Here is a 15,557-nt window from a genome sequence, read left to right on the forward strand (position 1 = left end):
TTAGCGGTTTTTTATTGTTGTAGCTTCGGGCAGACTTATGACTAAGACAGAAAGAAATTGGACAGGTAATATACATTTAGGTGCAAAAGTGGATATTGAAGTGGTCTTAAACCAGTTGGTACACGCTTTTAATACCTCTCCTTTTTTTAAGCATAATGGCATGACCATGCGGGTGGTCGATGGTCAGATCGAAGCATATGTTGAAATGCAGGATTTCATGATTGGCAATGTGGCATTTCAGATTCTGCATGGTGGTCTTGCAGCGACCATACTCGACAGTATTGGCGGAATTGTGGCGATGGGTGAGCTGTACAAGAAAGCTGAACCGGAAACTATTGCCGATACGATTAAAAAGGTATCACGTCTGGCGACGGTAGATATGCGCGTGGATTATCTGGCGCCCGGTCGTGGCAAATATTTTATTGCCCGTGCAGAAACCTTACGTTTGGGGCGTAAGGGTTGTACCATGCGTATGACCATGGTCAATGATGATGACAAGCCAATTGCTACAGCGATTGCTTCATATGCCTATTAATTAAGTTTATCTCCTCAATCCTGGCTCACTTCGGGCCCGAACTAAGCCCTTATTCCTGGAATAGGGGCTTAGTTTTTTAAACTTCCGAGTAATATTTTTTTGCATATTTTCTAATTTTTATTATTAGAATGCATGAAAATTAAATTAATACGGCTTTCTCATTTTACCCATTGATCAATAAACGGGATATGAATCTATACATTCATGTCAGTGCTGGTCAGTGTGGCTGCGTGACCAAGTCTGTTGGATTTAGGAAAAAATCAATGACAGATGTACAAGACACCCTGCCAGAAAACGCATCAGATACAACTTCGGATCAAGCTTTAAAAAATAAACGTAAAAAAGCCCTGAGTATTGTTGCCCTCCTTATGGTGATTGCACTGGTGCTGTTTCTGGTGTGGAAATTCTTTCTGAACAATTCAGTCAGTACTGAAAATGCTTATGTCGGTGCTGAAACGGCTTCTATCACGTCTATGGTGAGTGGCCAGGTTGCTGAAGTATTGGTTCATGATACCCAAGCGGTCAAACAGGGCGATATCCTGGCCAAAATCGATGACCGTGATGCCAAAATTGCAGTGGCTCAGGCACGTGCAGAACTGACCAAAGCCAAGCGCCAGTACAAACAGACTGCGGCCAATAGCGGGGCTTTAAGCTCACAGATTGGGGTTAGTGATGATGCAATTCGCAGTGCCGAAGCCCAGCTGGCTCAGGCTCAGGCAGCCTTACATAAAGCACAAGATGAATATACGCGTCGTGAAAAACTCAGTGCGAGCGGTGCAGTGTCTAAAGAAGAACTCAGTACAGCACAATCTGCATTGGATACGGCCAAAGCTGGCGTAGCTTCTGCTGAAGCGGGTCTGGCACAAGCAAGATCCAGCCAGAAAGCCGCACAAAGCAATTTAGCGGCGAATGAAGCCTTGATTCAAGGCGCGAATGAAAATTCGACTCCTGATGTACTTGTGGCTGAAGCCAAACTGAAACAGGCCGAGCTAGACTTAGAACGTACTGTAATTAAAGCACCTTTTGATGGGGTGGTTTCACGCCGTTCAATTCAGGTGGGTCAACGTGTTGCGCCAGGTACAATGCTGATGATGGTCGTACCAGTAGATCAGCTCTATGTTGATGCCAATTTCAAAGAAAGCCAGCTGGAAAAAGTCCGTGTCGGGCAGAAAGCTGAACTGACGTCTGATCTGTATGGTAAATCGGTGAAATATCACGGCACTGTGGTTGGCTTCTCTGGCGGTACAGGTTCAGCTTTTGCTCTGATTCCGGCTCAGAATGCAACGGGTAACTGGATCAAAGTGGTACAGCGTTTGCCAGTGCGTATTCAGCTGGATCCGAAAGAGCTGGCTGAGCATCCGCTACGTGTGGGTCTGTCGATGGAAGCTGAAATCCACTTTAAGAAGTAATTCCCAATGAATAAATATGTTCCATATGGGAATCTGACTGGCGGCAAGCTGATGCTGGCAGCCTTTGTTCTGGCATTGGCCAATTTCATGGTCGTGCTGGACATGACCATTGCCAATGTCTCGGTGCCGCATATTACCGGTAGTCTGGCAGTGTCCAGCTCGCAAGGCACCTGGGTCATTACGTCTTATGCAGTTGCAGAAGCGATCTGTGTACCTTTGACAGGCTGGCTGGCGGGTCGTTTTGGTAGCGTACGCCTGTTTGGTGTCTGCTTACTCGGCTTTACTATTTTTTCGATTCTTTGTGGTATTTCGACCAGTCTGGAAATGCTGGTGTTTTGCCGGATCGGGCAGGGGCTATTTGGCGGTCCAATCATGCCGCTGAGCCAGACTTTGTTGCTACGAATTTTCCCACCTGAAAAACAATCCCAAGCGATGGGGATGTGGGCGATGACTACTGTTGTTGGTCCAATTCTAGGCCCAATTCTTGGTGGTACCATCAGTGATAATCTGTCTTGGCATTGGATTTTCTTTATCAATATTCCGGTGGGTCTGTTCTGTGGTCTGGCTGCATTGAAGCTATTAAAGCCAGCTGAAACTGAAACCAATGCCTTGAAGATTGATAAAGGTGGTTTGTTCTTACTGATTCTTTGGATTGGTGCGCTGCAATTAATGTTAGATCTCGGTCATGAACATGACTGGTTTAGTAGTTCCTTTATCAGCACATTGGCGGTGCTTGCCATAGTTGGTTTAATCATCTTTACCATCTGGGAACTGACCGAGCGACATCCGATCGTAGATATCCGGATCTTCCGATATCGCGGGTTTACCTTTGCTGTGCTGTCATTGGCCTTTGCCTTCGGTGCCTTCTTTTCCAGTATTGTTCTCATTCCGCAATGGGTGCAGATTAATCTAGGTTATACGGCCACTTGGGCCGGTTATCTAACCGCGACCATGGGTTTTGGTAGCCTATTGATGTCACCGATCGTGGCAAAGATGGCAACCAAATATGATCAGCGCATTCTGGCCAGTTTTGGTTTGACCTTGCTTGCCGTGGTTACTTTGATGCGCGCTTTCTGGACCACGGATGCGGATTTCATGGCATTGGCCTGGCCACAGATTCTGCAAGGTTTTGCAGTGCCGTTCTTCTTCATTCCACTCTCCAATATGGCGTTGGCCTCAGTACAGCCACAAGAAATGGCATCGGCCGCTGGTTTGATGAACTTTCTGCGGACCATGGCTGGAGCGATCGGGGCTTCAATTGCAGTCACGATCTGGGATGATCACAGTAAAGTGGCCCGCAGTGAGCTGGTAGGTAAACTGAATGTTGAAGAAACTCAGAATACCTTAATGGCACAGGGCATGAGTTCGGACAGTGCCTTGGGTTATATTTCCAGTCTGGTCGATAAAGAAGCATTAACGCTGTCTGCTAATCATCTGTTTTTAATACTGGCGATGGTCTTTGTATTTGCTGCTTTAATCGTCTGGTTGGCACCACGACCGAAAGCGGGTGTGGGTGGAATGCCATCACATTAAAATTTTCCAAAATAAAAAACCGCTAACTATTTAGCGGTTTTTTTATGGGCTTATAAATCAGATTTGGCTCGTTTCAAGGCATTTTGCCATTTAACTAAATGTGCTTCACGTTCATCGGACTGCATTTTCGGTTCAAAGGCCCGGTCTAGCTGCCAGGATTGAGAAATTTCATTTAGGTTAGAAAATACCCCGGACTTTAGACCTGCCATGGCTGCTGCTCCCCAAGCCGTGGATTCCAGCATCTTCGGACGTAAAACAGGCACATTGAGCAGATCAGCCTGGAACTGCATCAGCATATCATTACAGCTCGCACCGCCATCAACCCGTAACTCTTTTAAAGGGTGGGCAATATCAGATTGCATGGCAGTCAGTACATCGGAGACCTGAAAGGCAATCGATTCCAATGCAGCACGGGCAATATGAGCCTTATTAGTTCCTCGTGACATACCACAAAGCAGGGCACGCGCTTCACTATCCCAATGCGGTGCACCCAGTCCGGTAAAGGCAGGAACTAAGACCACGCCGTCGGTATCTTTAACTTTACAGGCTAGCTTCTCTATATCACTGCTTTTTTGAATGATGCCAAGCCCATCACGTAGCCATTGCACCACTGCACCGGCCATAAAAACACTACCTTCTAAGGCATAACTGGTCTGTTCCTGTGCCTGCCAGGCGAGGGTAGAAAGCAATTTATTCTGGCTGAGCTGAATGTCATGGCCGGTATTAAATAGCATAAAACAGCCAGTGCCATAGGTATTTTTTGCCATACCGGGTTCGAAACAAGACTGGCCAAACAAGGCAGATTGCTGATCACCCAGAATGCCGGTAATGGGAATGGTGGCTCCTAACAAACCCGGTGCTGTATCTGCAATATGACAATCGGAACTGATGATTCGTGGCAGGACTGAAGCAGGGATATTAAATAGGTCTAGTAGTTCCTCATCCCAGCGTTGAGTATGCAGATTCATCAACATGGTACGGGACGCATTACTGGCTTCGATGATATGCTCAGCCCCTTGGGTCAAGTTCCAGATCAGCCAGCTATCAATAGTGCCAAAAGCGACATGACCTTGTTCTGCAAGTTCACGTAAGCCATCCACATGTTCCAATAACCAGACCAGCTTGCCAGCACTGAAATAAGGATCAATCCGTAGCCCGGTTTTTTGTTGTACCTGATCCATCTGGCCTTGCTGTATCAGCTGATTACACCAGTCTGTTGCACGACGATCCTGCCAGATAATCGCTGGTGCAAGAGGCTTCCCATTACGACAATCCCATACCACAGTCGTTTCACGCTGATTGGTCAGGCCAATCGCTTTAATATCTTTGGCCAGAATCCGGGCGGTAGCAAGCGCCTGTTGTACCACTGCAATTTGCGAGCTCCAGATTTCCTGTGCATCCTGTTCGACCCAACCGGAGTGTGGGGTCTGAATATGGGTTTCGCGTTGAGCTGTTGCCTGAATCTGTCCGTGTTCATTAAAGATGATTGCACGGCTAGATGTCGTTCCCTGGTCGAGTGCCAATAAATAGCTCATAATTTTTTTAAATGCTGACTTGAATTATGAAATATTAGCGCAATTATGTAATCAGGCGCATTCAAAAGTGTATTTGTGTAGAAAATGCATCGTATTTTTTGCCAGTTATGCTATGATGAGCTTGTACTTTGGGGATGTTCTTGGCTTCGACGCCGATGATGAAACTCATAGATGCATGCCGAGAGCGCATTTTCTCTCGTAAATAAAATTTGCATTTAAATAGTCGCAAACGACGAAACTTACGCTCTAGCAGCCTAAGGGCTGCTTGTCCGCATCTCTGAATACTTGTGGTTAGAGATCCCGACTGAAGCGAACGCACACAAGTCCGTATAGAGTCAAGCCTCGGGGCTTTATACCAAATCTAGAGGATCGCACCTTGAACCCTGTTCGTCGGGTCTCTTGGTGTTAAAACAATAGACGATATCTAAGCATGTAGTATTCTCGAGCGTAGTGTTGGCGGACGCGGGTTCAACTCCCGCCATCTCCACCAAAATTCCATTCAGAGATGTTCGACTGAATATAAAAAAGCCTTTAAACTCAATGTTTAAAGGCTTTTTTATTGGTTGTATCGTCCGATCCTGTCCTAAGCTGTGTGACCCAATTTTTGCCTTCAGCGGGTAATTATTGGGAAAATTTACCCAATAATTTTACGATTGATGAAGGGTAAATACACATGAAACTGTCTGATGCAAAGTGTAAAAAAGCACAACCAAAAGAAAAACTATATCGTCTTTCGGATGAGAATGGTCTGTCACTTCTCGTGACGCCAGCAGGACAAAAATACTGGAATGTACGTTATACCGTTCATGGTGAGCGTAAGTCAGAATCACTTGGTCCATATCCTGATATGAGTTTAAAGAAAGCACGAGAGCTTGCACTTGAACTTAAATACAAACATTCCAAGTCAGTCTTATACGAAGACATCAAACCATTTTTTAAAGAGGTGGCTGAGGATTGGTTTGAGAATCAAAGAGAAACTTGGTCATCTAAGCATATTAGTAATGTACGAGCTTCTTTAGATGAGCTCTACAGTACGCTTGCCAATAAACGGATTAATCAGATTCAAGCACCAGAGATTTTGCAAGTCATCAAAAAGATTGAGGCTAGAGGGTCTACGGAAATTGCTAAGCGTACATTATCCCGTTGTGGAATGGTGATGAAGTATGCCATTGCACATGGCTATCGATATGACAATCCTGCAAGTGATTTGGTTTATGCACTTAAGAATAAAAAAGTGAAGAATCTGGCTTCACTACCAGAAAGTGAAATGCCTGAATTTCTTAGACGTATTAAAGCTTATCCTGCCGATGCGCAAACGCACCATGCGATTATTCTGATCATGCTTACAGGCGTTCGAGTAAGTGAGTTACTACAAGCACGTTGGGACGAGTTTGATTTAGAAGAGCGTAAATGGGATATCCCTGCGGAACGTATGAAGAACGGATTACCCCATCGTGTACCTCTAACAGATATGATGATCGATGAACTTCAGGCACTATGTTTGACACATAATCAAGATTTATTGTTTCCACATCGTTTGAATAACAAAGAGCCCATGCGTAGCGAATCAATTTTGGCTGTAATTAAGCGCTCAGGTTATGCAGGTCGTATGACAACACATGGCTTTAGATCACTTTTCAGTACCGTCTTGAATGAGTCAAATTTATTTAATCCTGATGCCATTGAACGCCAGCTTGCACATGTACCACAGAACCGTATTCGCTCTGCATATAACCGAGCACAGTATTGGGAGGAGCGTGTGAAGATCATGGAGTGGTATGGGGAAAAAGTGAAGGAGTGGATGGAATACTGAGATTATCTATACAAGACTGAATCAACAGAAATCCCCCTTGAACCAATATGGTTCAAGGGGGATTTTTTATGTCTGACAGAAATATTGGTTGGTGGAAATACTTGTCTAGTGTGTTGTAATTGAGTGCAATGATTATTGTAAGTTATAAAATTTGCTGTTGTATTGGTAAAAAAATGCTGTGATAAAAATCTAAATTTGCTGTAGTAAAAAAAGAGTAAATAATTCATTATAGAATAATAAAACAATAACTTATGGTGTTTTAGAGTGTCTAATACTACTTATTTGAGCAATTCGTTCCTCGTGCGGAGCAGTGATTTATTTAAGATTATGGAACTCCGTTATTCACATTCTATTTTTGATAAGGATGGTTGTTTTAATATCAGCTCACCTGTTTCGAATTCTTTAGAGTTGATTCGATGGTATCGTAATTGTGAAGGTTATTTTTACCAATTGTCCGTCGAAGCTACATCTCCTTTTGAAAATGATTTTGCGTCCTTTCAAGCAGAATTGGATAGGCTAATAGTCAAAGATGAAGTGCTTGGAAATTTTGGAATAACAGAATACTCACAAGATTGTAGGAAGCTATACTCTGATTTGAGGTTACGTGAATATCGAAATTTGGTACTAAAAAAATATGGTGACAATGGACTGACCCATTGGTTAAAGGAAGTGTACCCCGTCCGAGAACAGCTAAAATTATTAGCCAAAAATGAAGCGCGATTTGATTTAGATTTAGAATATAAATATCAACTTGAAGACCTACAGCTATTTTTAAAAAATACCGAGAGTGCATACTTTTTAGCATTTGATATTGAAATTAAAGCGGATCAGTTCAAAGGGGATGCGATTGAAAATTGGCGAGAAAATGCTTTTTTGTTAAAACCTCTATTAGAAAATGCGCTGAATGATATTTTGAAACAACAGTCGGATACTTTGCGATTTTATGTGAAGTTTGAAGATGATGGGGTATATGGCTTTCGATTCCATGTAGTCATGTTTTTGCAATCTTTGACTCTAACTGAATCATCGTGGCTAGCAGAATTTAATGAAAAATTGCAACATAGATTGTCTGATAAAGTATTGTTAAATGAGTGGTTGAAGCCACTTTACACAAAAAAAATAAACGAATGGCGGAATCATAGGGATTTAAATGAATTATGTTATTCCAAAGAAGATTTGGATGAGATGGAGCAAAGTATCCACTGCACTTTTCAAAACTATCAGCACGATATTATCTTTAAAATTATCAATTGGAATGAGCAATTAAGAAAGCTTCAACCTGAATTAAAGTTTGAAATAGATGATTCTTTCAGTAATAAAGATAGGCAAAAATTAGAGTACTGGGGGATTAAATACTTATTCATTTCTAGTAAGTATCTATATTTCCAGCAGTATCATGAGGATTTACATCCATCTATAGTTAGCTTTGTTTATCGATCCTCAACCCAGCCAAAAAAAATTCAGACTAAATTAGCAACACCTGAAAAACAGGAAAAATATAGTCGTTCTAGGGATGAGCAGAAGATGGAAAACTCAAATCAGTTAGGAAGAAAAAAATCTCAAGCGAATCAAGAGACTGTAATACATCAAAGAAGAACTGAGGTTAACCAAACTTCTTTCTACAGTGATAAATTTGATATTACCAATAATTTACCTTTGGCTGATATTCTTGAATCAAAACCTAGACCAAAATTTCAAAGTAAACCTATTTTCAAAATAGAAAAACTTCATGTTGGTGCACCTAAAGATGAAGATTTAATAAACCCATCAAAAATCCTCATTTTGAAAGACTTTATTGATTACGTCTTGGATGAGAAAAATGGCATATGGAAAACTGAAATTAAAAATAAGCAACGTGTCAGTTGGGCTGAAATATTATTTAAAAATGAGATTCTTGATGTAGAACTTCTAGGTTTTCTGATCAGGTTTGAGCATTTTATTGATAATTTACTAAGTGCTTCAAATCCTTATTTTGCAGTAGTATCAAAACTCCAATGTAATCCTGAAGGAATGACTGTTGTTGGGGGGCAGTATCTTTCTTTACTTTATGACTTTCATACACAAGATATTGAAAATAAGTTAAATGAGCTGAGTATTCAATCAGGTTATTGGATTTTAGTTACTACGATGTTTGAATCTCGTGCTAATGAAGAATATCAGTCCGATTTTTCACAATTGAAGATGCATCACCAGCAAGTTCAAAAGCTTAATGAATTGATGAAAAAGGCGCGAGTATTGGTCGCAGAGTATCAAAAGAAAATGAAACAACCTTTAACATATCTAAAGTATGCAAATGCAAAGTTATGGCAAAAGGCTTTTGATAAAGAACGCATTCTTATGCGTTGGCAATTTAATCTGCCAAGTGACTCCAATGTAAAAGCAGGATTAATGTCACTTTTTAATAAATTTAAAACGAGGTTATCAGGTAAAGAACGTCACTTTAAGGATGTTCAACATATTCTATTGGAATGTGAGAAACCTCAAAGTGTTTCTTTGGATGTTGTATTGATTTTTGATAGTGCTGAATTAGCGGAAAATCAAAATAAGCTGAGTGAGCATGTTGTGGAACTATGGACAAAAACTGTAGAAGCTGAAATGAAAAAGTCAGGAGGCCAAGTGAATTTTGGTCAGCTTGAAGATTTAGCACATAGTATTAGCTTGATTCCAAAACATGAACAATTGGGAGTGAAATATCTATTTATTAAAAATAGCAAGATGGCTAATGATAAATTAGTGATTTCTGATCTTATTCCATTTTTTATTTCGCAGGCTATTTTTTTACAGGATGTTTCATCTAACCAAACATACAAACTCAGCATGAGTCAATCTCTAACAAACTTGTTTGTTAAAAAAGAGTCTGTCAGCAAGAGAGCTTTAAAATCCACTATTAAAAAAAAGCCATTGGAAATGGAAGCACATATAACACAACCAAGCTGAACGATCGACGAATCAGTGGCCTAACTTTAGCTTGACTCAACCACCTCCATATAGCCCGTAATATGGGGGTGTTTAAAAAAATACCCATGTCTACATAGGACTATTGAAGCACTTTTCAGGCATTTCTTATTCGGTAATTTATATTATAAATAAATTATAGGATTACCAATAGTTTACTGAAAGAGTCCTAAACATCAATCTAGCGATATCTTAATTTTAATAAATTATACAATTTCAACTGCATTAACTAATGACAGTGGACACGCATGATCTACATCTAATTGGATTAATCATATATTTATTCTGGCTTTCATTCCAAACTCATAAGAGTAAGTGAGTTCAATAGCTGACCGATATTCTTACAACAAGATAAAAGATAGCTTTCAAAATAAAAAAATACATAAGTGACTGATGAGATGAACCAAACAAAGGAAATTCACACAATGACATCTCAAATACCAAATCAACCACTTTCAGAAAGCCAAATTCTATTGGATATTGAAAAATTCACACAAGAAATTATTAGTTCTGGACTTTATTGCGAACAATTGATGTACTTCAAATACCTCTTGGAGCAATTTGATCTTATCTATGATATAGATTTGTTTTACTGCGATTACCTACAAGCATTCATCAAGCTGAAATTAATACTAGATGGGATGCGCTATAGTCCTTTTCCCCCTATAGGATCAGATTATCAAATAGCGGGTAACTATGACTTTGTACTTTCACTGACACCTGAACAATTACAGGAACTACTGCAACAGGCTCAGCTTTGTAAGAGCAGTATCTATACAGATATTCAGCAGTTTCAGTTACAGGAAGTTGATAATGCAAAAAGTCTTGCAGAATATCTCACGAAACTTTTTAAGCATTATTCGCGGATACTAGTGGTACGGGTGGACTTGAAGTATACAAAAGAAGCTCAGACAGACATCAATATTAAACAGTTTTATCAGCATTTTGAGAAGATGCGAAATCGCATATCAAATCAAGATACCTGTTTTGAAAATCTACATGGTTATGCTTGGGCAATGGAGCAAGGCACAGAAAATGGCGGTTATCACGTACATTTGCTATTGATCTATAGTGCGGATAAACATCGTAGAGGTTCATATCTGGCACAGCAAGTTGGTGAGAAGTGGATTGAGCTGACTAACCAACAAGGGACTTATTACAATCTGCATAATAAAGCGTATATCAATCAATTGATAATGCAGGGTAATGAGATAGGCATCGGCACACTGTCACGGGAGGTAGAAGGCGATTTGGAGAAATTACTCAAAGTTGGCTTGTATCTCACAAAGGAAACTAAAGAAAGCCAGAGGTTGAGGGTAAAGACTACTAAGGGTATGCAAACTTTTGGTCATGGACAATTTGAAATAGACAGCAGACGAGGGATCAAAAAAGGCTAAACACAGCACTTTTGATTTATACATTATTACTTAAAAAAGCTGTCTTGCATAAAACTAGAAAGTTAGTGTGTAAATGCATCATGCAACTACTGCTAGGTGATAGCTATGTAGCTAGTGTCATGGAATCTAAATTTCTTAGGACTGATTGAAATATATTTCAGTTATATAACACTAATATGAATCAATCAGGAATTGGATTTATCAAGCGATGAGTCCGTTCTAATTACATCAATCAAATAGAAGACTGCTCGATTTCATTCCTATGATAAAGGGAGTGAGATTGAGCAGTCTTTTTTGTTTATTAAGGACAATTATCATGGCACATCAAATTGAACAAATGGCATATGTTGGTGAAACCCCATGGCATGGTTTAGGCAATCAGCTTACTCAAAATCAGCCAATTGAAGTATGGGCGAAGCAAGCAGGAATGGATTGGCGTATTGAATCTTCAGACGTCAGCTATATGGCAAAGAATGAACGTGGTCAGAGCATTATTATGCCGTTTGAAGAACAGCGTGTACTGTACCGTTCAGATACGTTGGCCCCTCTATCAGTGGTCAGTCAGCGTTATCAGGAAGTACAGCCTATGGAGATTTTAGAGTTCTACCGTGATCTCACTGAACAATCAGGCTTTGAGTTGGAAACTGCGGGTGTTTTAAAAGGTGGTAAGAAGTTTTGGGCTTTGGCTCGAACTGGGCAAAGTGGAATGCTAAAAGGAAAGGATGTCAGTAATGGGTATATCCTTCTTGCTACTGCGTGTGATGGGACCCTTGCAACTACAGCTCAATTTACCTCCATTCGTGTCGTATGTAATAACACCTTAGCAATTGCATTAAAGGGATCGAATGCGAGTGCAGGCGTTGTGAAAGTTCCACACAGCACCAAGTTTGATGCGGAGAAAGTGAAACAGCAATTGGGAATTTCTGTACGTCAATGGGATGACCACATGTATGAAATGAAACAGCTCACACAACGTAAGGTCAGCCAACAGGAGGCAGCAGCCTACTTTGATGCTGTATTTAATAATACAACCTTAAGCATTCCTGAACAGGAGGAGGGAATCATTCAGTTCTACCGTGACGTTGCTAATCAGGCTAACACTACCAAGTCGGAACCAAATGGTCGTGCGATGACAAAAGCGATGAACATGTTCAATGGGCAAGGACGTGGTGCAGAACTTTCTTCAGCGAAAGACACCGCATATGGTTTGCTATGCGCTATTACTGAGTTCGCTGATCATGAACGTCGTGCAATGAGTACAGATCATCGATTGGATTCAGCATGGTTTGGCGCAGGAGCAGGATTGAAACAGCGTGGATTAGAACAAGCTTTGGCCATGATTGCTTAATTGATGTACTGAACATAAACCAACACTATCTTAGATATAAAGCTACCCATGATGACGGCATAGAAAACCATTTCTAGTGAAAGCTAGAGATGGTTTTTTTATGCCGTTTTCATAAAGATCGGAATAAGGAGAACCCAGTGAACCAAATTGCACCTATTCATCAACCACTAATGGGACCAATGCCATTAGCTACAAAACATCAGACAATGCATTCAAACACTAAACAAAGTCGTACAGCGAAGCGTTTAGCAAATACTAAAAATATGGACTATAAGGAATGGCTAGAAGTTCGTAAGCAGGGTATTGGCAGCAGTGATGCTGCAACTGCATGTGGCTTAAATCCGTATATGTCGATGTTAGAGCTGTGGATGATTAAAACAGGTCGTACACAGCAGAACCTTGAGGATGAGAGCACTGGTCTTGCACCTTTATATTGGGGCAAACAGCTTGAACCTTTGGTTGCTGAGTATTACAGCATGCACACCAATAACAAGGTACGTCGAGTCAATGCAGTGTTACAGCACCCAGATCCTGATAAGCATTTCATGTTGGCAAACTTGGACTACGCTGTTGTCAGCAGTGATGAAGTTCAGATTCTTGAATGTAAAACAGCGGGTGAGCATGGAGCCAAGCTATGGCGTGATGGCGTGCCACTTTATGTATTGTGTCAAGTTCAACATCAGTTAGCGGTGACAGGTAAGCAAGCAGCCCATGTTTGTGTATTGCTATATGGACATGAAACTAAAATTTTTAAAGTCACTCGTTCTGAATCAGTTATTGAACATATCGTGAATGCTGAACGTTACTTTTGGGATTGTGTGGAATCAAACACTCCACCTTCTGTTGATGCAAGTGACTCAGCAGCGAAAGCGATTCAACAACTTTATCCTGCACATGTGCCACTCACTGTGGAAGATTTATCACAAAATGAAAGTGCCAATTTGATGTTCGACAAATTGGTGAAAATGAAAGAGGAGATACAGCATCAACAAGAGCGTTTTGACCAGCTGAAACATCAGATTCAAATGATGATGAAAGACAAAGAGCGTGCGGTTTTTGCGCGTGGGTCAGTGGTGTGGAAGAAAACCAAGGATACCGTTAGTTTAAATGCTAAAGCTTTGTTAGAGCATCAGCCTGATTTAATTCAGCTTTATCCACTGCATAAGACAGGCGGTCGAAGATTTAACATCTATACAGACTAGCTATTTTTAATCCAAGTAATTCTACAAAAGCCTTTTGTTCTTAGAGCAAAGGGCTTTTTTTATATCTGTTCCATAAGGAGATTTAACATGATTAAAGGTTTAGCAATTACACCGCCTGCACTTGGCCGTATCAGTATTGGCCGAGTGGTAGAAAAGAATGGTAAGCGTCTACCTGAAAAAGATGACCAATTCACTATTACCTCACAGATTCAAAACAAAGAAGGATGGGTCAAACATCCCTTAGATGAACAGCTTCGGGCTAATGCTCCGAATCAGAAACTCCGTTCTATCCCTGTCCGCATGATCTTTAATGATCCTGATCTGAATTTACGGGCAGAGTACACCTTGTTTGATCGACAGACAGGACGACCTGTTTGTGTAGGAGATGGAGAAACATGTCAGCGTTTGACTAATCAAGGCGTTGAACAGCACCCGTGTCCTTCACCTGATTTGTGTCCATTAGCTCAGGGAGGGCACTGCAAGCCCTATGGACGTTTGCATGTGAACCTAGACGAGTCAGATGAATTTGGCACATTCGTTTTTAGGACGACGGGTTTTAATAGCATACGGACTTTGGCAGCTCGATTGAGCTATTACCATGCAGCATCAAATGGTTTGTTGTCATGCTTACCGTTGCAACTTACCTTGCGAGGAAAGAGCACGACCCAAAGTTATCGTCAGCCTGTGTACTATGTAGACTTAACATTAAGAGAGGGTGTTGATTTGCAGTCCGCGATTCAAACAGCACGTGATATTGATCAACAAAGTAAGCAGGCTGGGTTCAATCAAGAGGCACTTGATCAAATGGCACGAAAGGGATTTGCGAATGCTAGATTTGAATTTGATCTAGGCGAAGGAGTGGAGGTTGTTGAAGAGTTCTATCAATCTGAAGAGAGTGCTCATCAAGCTGACCAAAAAGAAACAACAAGCTTAAATTTACAGAATGAGTTAAAGCGTTCTGTACAAGCTCTAAATTAACGATTTTTAGGAGATTAAATTTTTACAGAGCTGCGTATCATTTGAGCGAATAACCGCTCGCATCAATGATTTGGAGTCAGCATCATGAATGCGTTTGTTGGTCAAACTTTTCAAATGAATCAACTCATCAATATCAAACAGGTTGTAGAGTTTGTAGGGGTTGGACGTTCAACCATCTATGAAATGATGGATGAGAACTCGCCCTACTACGATCCTACATTTCCGAAGAAAGTCAAAATCACCCAAAACCGTATCGGTTGGTCAGCTTATGAGATCCATCAATGGATTGAAAATAAGTTGGCGAGCCGTGAATAGTAAGGGAGCCAATGCTCCCTTATTTTTTTGTTCCCAGTAGATTTAGCTTACCAAAGCTGACTTAAGTTAAAGACCTAAAACTTGTAAATTCCGCTGATCTCTTTTAAAGCATTGGTATAGAGTGAGGACTTTAGCTCTTGTAGATTACCTTGTTTAGTTAAAAAGCCTTGATGTAAGACGATCCAATTAGGGTCAGTTTTATTCATTTCTATCGGAGAGTGAAGAATTGAACGTTTTGCATCGTATGCACACACAAATTCATCTGATAAAAATGAAGGGAGTGTGATCCGATCGCGAACGATGAAACAATCCACTAAAGAAAAATTAACAGGTGGTTTACCAGTAAATACTCCCTGAGTCATCCAAACGATATCGTCAGTTTTTAAAAGGTTGTTTTTCTTGGAGTAAACCATAGGGAAAGGCAGCTCGTGGTAATAGATTGAGCCCTTTTCAGTAACATCAACCTTATGATAAGCCAACTAATGTTTTCTCATAATCGTAGCAACGTAATTGTCAAAATATTTAGCGAATTTTAAC

Annotated in this window: 12 protein-coding genes and 1 other RNA gene; 11 read left to right on the forward strand and 2 right to left on the reverse strand. The window is 40.8% G+C overall.

Annotated elements, in window-relative coordinates; translation table 11 throughout:
* Nucleotides 1–37: 37 nt before the first annotated feature.
* The 3 genes from O4M77_RS03340 to O4M77_RS03350 all read left to right on the forward strand — a co-directional run bounded on the left by O4M77_RS03340 (nucleotide 38) and on the right by O4M77_RS03350 (nucleotide 3,477).
* Nucleotides 38–535: a thioesterase family protein gene (locus O4M77_RS03340; RefSeq protein ID WP_034703122.1), complete on the forward strand. Its 498-nt coding sequence runs from the start codon at nucleotides 38–40 to the stop codon at nucleotides 533–535.
* Between the two features lie 263 nt (nucleotides 536–798).
* Nucleotides 799–1,944, forward strand: coding sequence for an HlyD family efflux transporter periplasmic adaptor subunit (locus O4M77_RS03345; protein ID WP_179992940.1), 1,146 nt, complete (start codon nucleotides 799–801; stop codon nucleotides 1,942–1,944).
* Nucleotides 1,945–1,950: 6 nt separating this feature from the next.
* Complete coding sequence (locus O4M77_RS03350; protein ID WP_284880526.1) at nucleotides 1,951–3,477, forward strand: DHA2 family efflux MFS transporter permease subunit; 1,527 nt, start codon at nucleotides 1,951–1,953, stop codon at nucleotides 3,475–3,477.
* Between the two features lie 50 nt (nucleotides 3,478–3,527).
* On the opposite strand, the gene glpK is transcribed toward O4M77_RS03350, so the two are convergent.
* Nucleotides 3,528–5,012, reverse strand: coding sequence for a glycerol kinase GlpK (glpK, locus tag O4M77_RS03355; RefSeq protein ID WP_284880527.1), 1,485 nt, complete (start codon nucleotides 5,010–5,012; stop codon nucleotides 3,528–3,530).
* Nucleotides 5,013–5,142: 130 nt separating this feature from the next.
* On the opposite strand from glpK, the gene ssrA reads away from it, so the two are divergent.
* From ssrA to O4M77_RS03395, 8 genes are all read left to right on the forward strand, one after another.
* Nucleotides 5,143–5,502: a transfer-messenger RNA gene (gene ssrA, locus O4M77_RS03360) on the forward strand.
* A 183-nt stretch (nucleotides 5,503–5,685) separates the two neighbouring features.
* A complete protein-coding gene (locus O4M77_RS03365; RefSeq protein ID WP_323713822.1) occupies nucleotides 5,686–6,825 on the forward strand; it encodes a tyrosine-type recombinase/integrase in 1,140 nt (379 codons plus the stop codon).
* 327 nt (nucleotides 6,826–7,152) lie between these two features.
* Nucleotides 7,153–9,762, forward strand: coding sequence for a hypothetical protein (locus O4M77_RS03370; protein WP_323713823.1), 2,610 nt, complete (start codon nucleotides 7,153–7,155; stop codon nucleotides 9,760–9,762).
* 443 nt (nucleotides 9,763–10,205) lie between these two features.
* The gene (locus O4M77_RS03375; RefSeq protein WP_323713824.1) at nucleotides 10,206–11,177 is read left to right on the forward strand and encodes a YagK/YfjJ domain-containing protein; all 972 of its coding nucleotides are present in this window, start codon (nucleotides 10,206–10,208) and stop codon (nucleotides 11,175–11,177) included.
* A 316-nt stretch (nucleotides 11,178–11,493) separates the two neighbouring features.
* Nucleotides 11,494–12,525, forward strand: coding sequence for a DUF932 domain-containing protein (locus O4M77_RS03380; protein ID WP_323713825.1), 1,032 nt, complete (start codon nucleotides 11,494–11,496; stop codon nucleotides 12,523–12,525).
* A gap of 137 nt (nucleotides 12,526–12,662) precedes the next feature.
* A complete protein-coding gene (locus O4M77_RS03385; protein WP_416359241.1) occupies nucleotides 12,663–13,727 on the forward strand; it encodes a YqaJ viral recombinase family protein in 1,065 nt (354 codons plus the stop codon).
* Between the two features lie 87 nt (nucleotides 13,728–13,814).
* Nucleotides 13,815–14,705 (forward strand): hydrolase or metal-binding protein, encoded by an 891-nt coding sequence (locus O4M77_RS03390; protein WP_323713826.1) that lies wholly within the window; start codon nucleotides 13,815–13,817, stop codon nucleotides 14,703–14,705.
* A gap of 84 nt (nucleotides 14,706–14,789) precedes the next feature.
* Nucleotides 14,790–15,020, forward strand: a complete 231-nt coding sequence (locus tag O4M77_RS03395) for a helix-turn-helix transcriptional regulator (protein ID WP_323713827.1) — start codon at nucleotides 14,790–14,792, stop codon at nucleotides 15,018–15,020.
* Between the two features lie 74 nt (nucleotides 15,021–15,094).
* On the opposite strand, the gene O4M77_RS03400 is transcribed toward O4M77_RS03395, so the two are convergent.
* On the reverse strand, nucleotides 15,095–15,499 hold the full coding sequence (locus O4M77_RS03400; protein ID WP_323713828.1) for a hypothetical protein: 405 nt from the start codon (nucleotides 15,497–15,499) through the stop codon (nucleotides 15,095–15,097).
* Nucleotides 15,500–15,557: the final 58 nt, after the last annotated feature.

The sequence above is a fragment of the Acinetobacter sp. YWS30-1 genome (assembly GCF_033558715.1).
Lineage (GTDB): Bacteria > Pseudomonadota > Gammaproteobacteria > Pseudomonadales > Moraxellaceae > Acinetobacter.

Bases quoted from the DNA above. Each gene is read 5' to 3' on its own strand.
- O4M77_RS03340 (WP_034703122.1), top strand. From the start codon at position 38: ATGACTAAGACAGAAAGAAATTGGACAGGTAATATACATTTAGGTGCA.
- O4M77_RS03345 (WP_179992940.1), top strand. From the start codon at position 799: ATGACAGATGTACAAGACACCCTGCCAGAAAACGCATCAGATACAACT.
- O4M77_RS03350 (WP_284880526.1), top strand. From the start codon at position 1,951: ATGAATAAATATGTTCCATATGGGAATCTGACTGGCGGCAAGCTGATG.
- glpK (WP_284880527.1), bottom strand. From the start codon at position 5,012: ATGAGCTATTTATTGGCACTCGACCAGGGAACGACATCTAGCCGTGCA.
- O4M77_RS03365 (WP_323713822.1), top strand. From the start codon at position 5,686: ATGAAACTGTCTGATGCAAAGTGTAAAAAAGCACAACCAAAAGAAAAA.
- O4M77_RS03370 (WP_323713823.1), top strand. From the start codon at position 7,153: ATGGAACTCCGTTATTCACATTCTATTTTTGATAAGGATGGTTGTTTT.
- O4M77_RS03375 (WP_323713824.1), top strand. From the start codon at position 10,206: ATGACATCTCAAATACCAAATCAACCACTTTCAGAAAGCCAAATTCTA.
- O4M77_RS03380 (WP_323713825.1), top strand. From the start codon at position 11,494: ATGGCACATCAAATTGAACAAATGGCATATGTTGGTGAAACCCCATGG.
- O4M77_RS03390 (WP_323713826.1), top strand. From the start codon at position 13,815: ATGATTAAAGGTTTAGCAATTACACCGCCTGCACTTGGCCGTATCAGT.
- O4M77_RS03395 (WP_323713827.1), top strand. From the start codon at position 14,790: ATGAATGCGTTTGTTGGTCAAACTTTTCAAATGAATCAACTCATCAAT.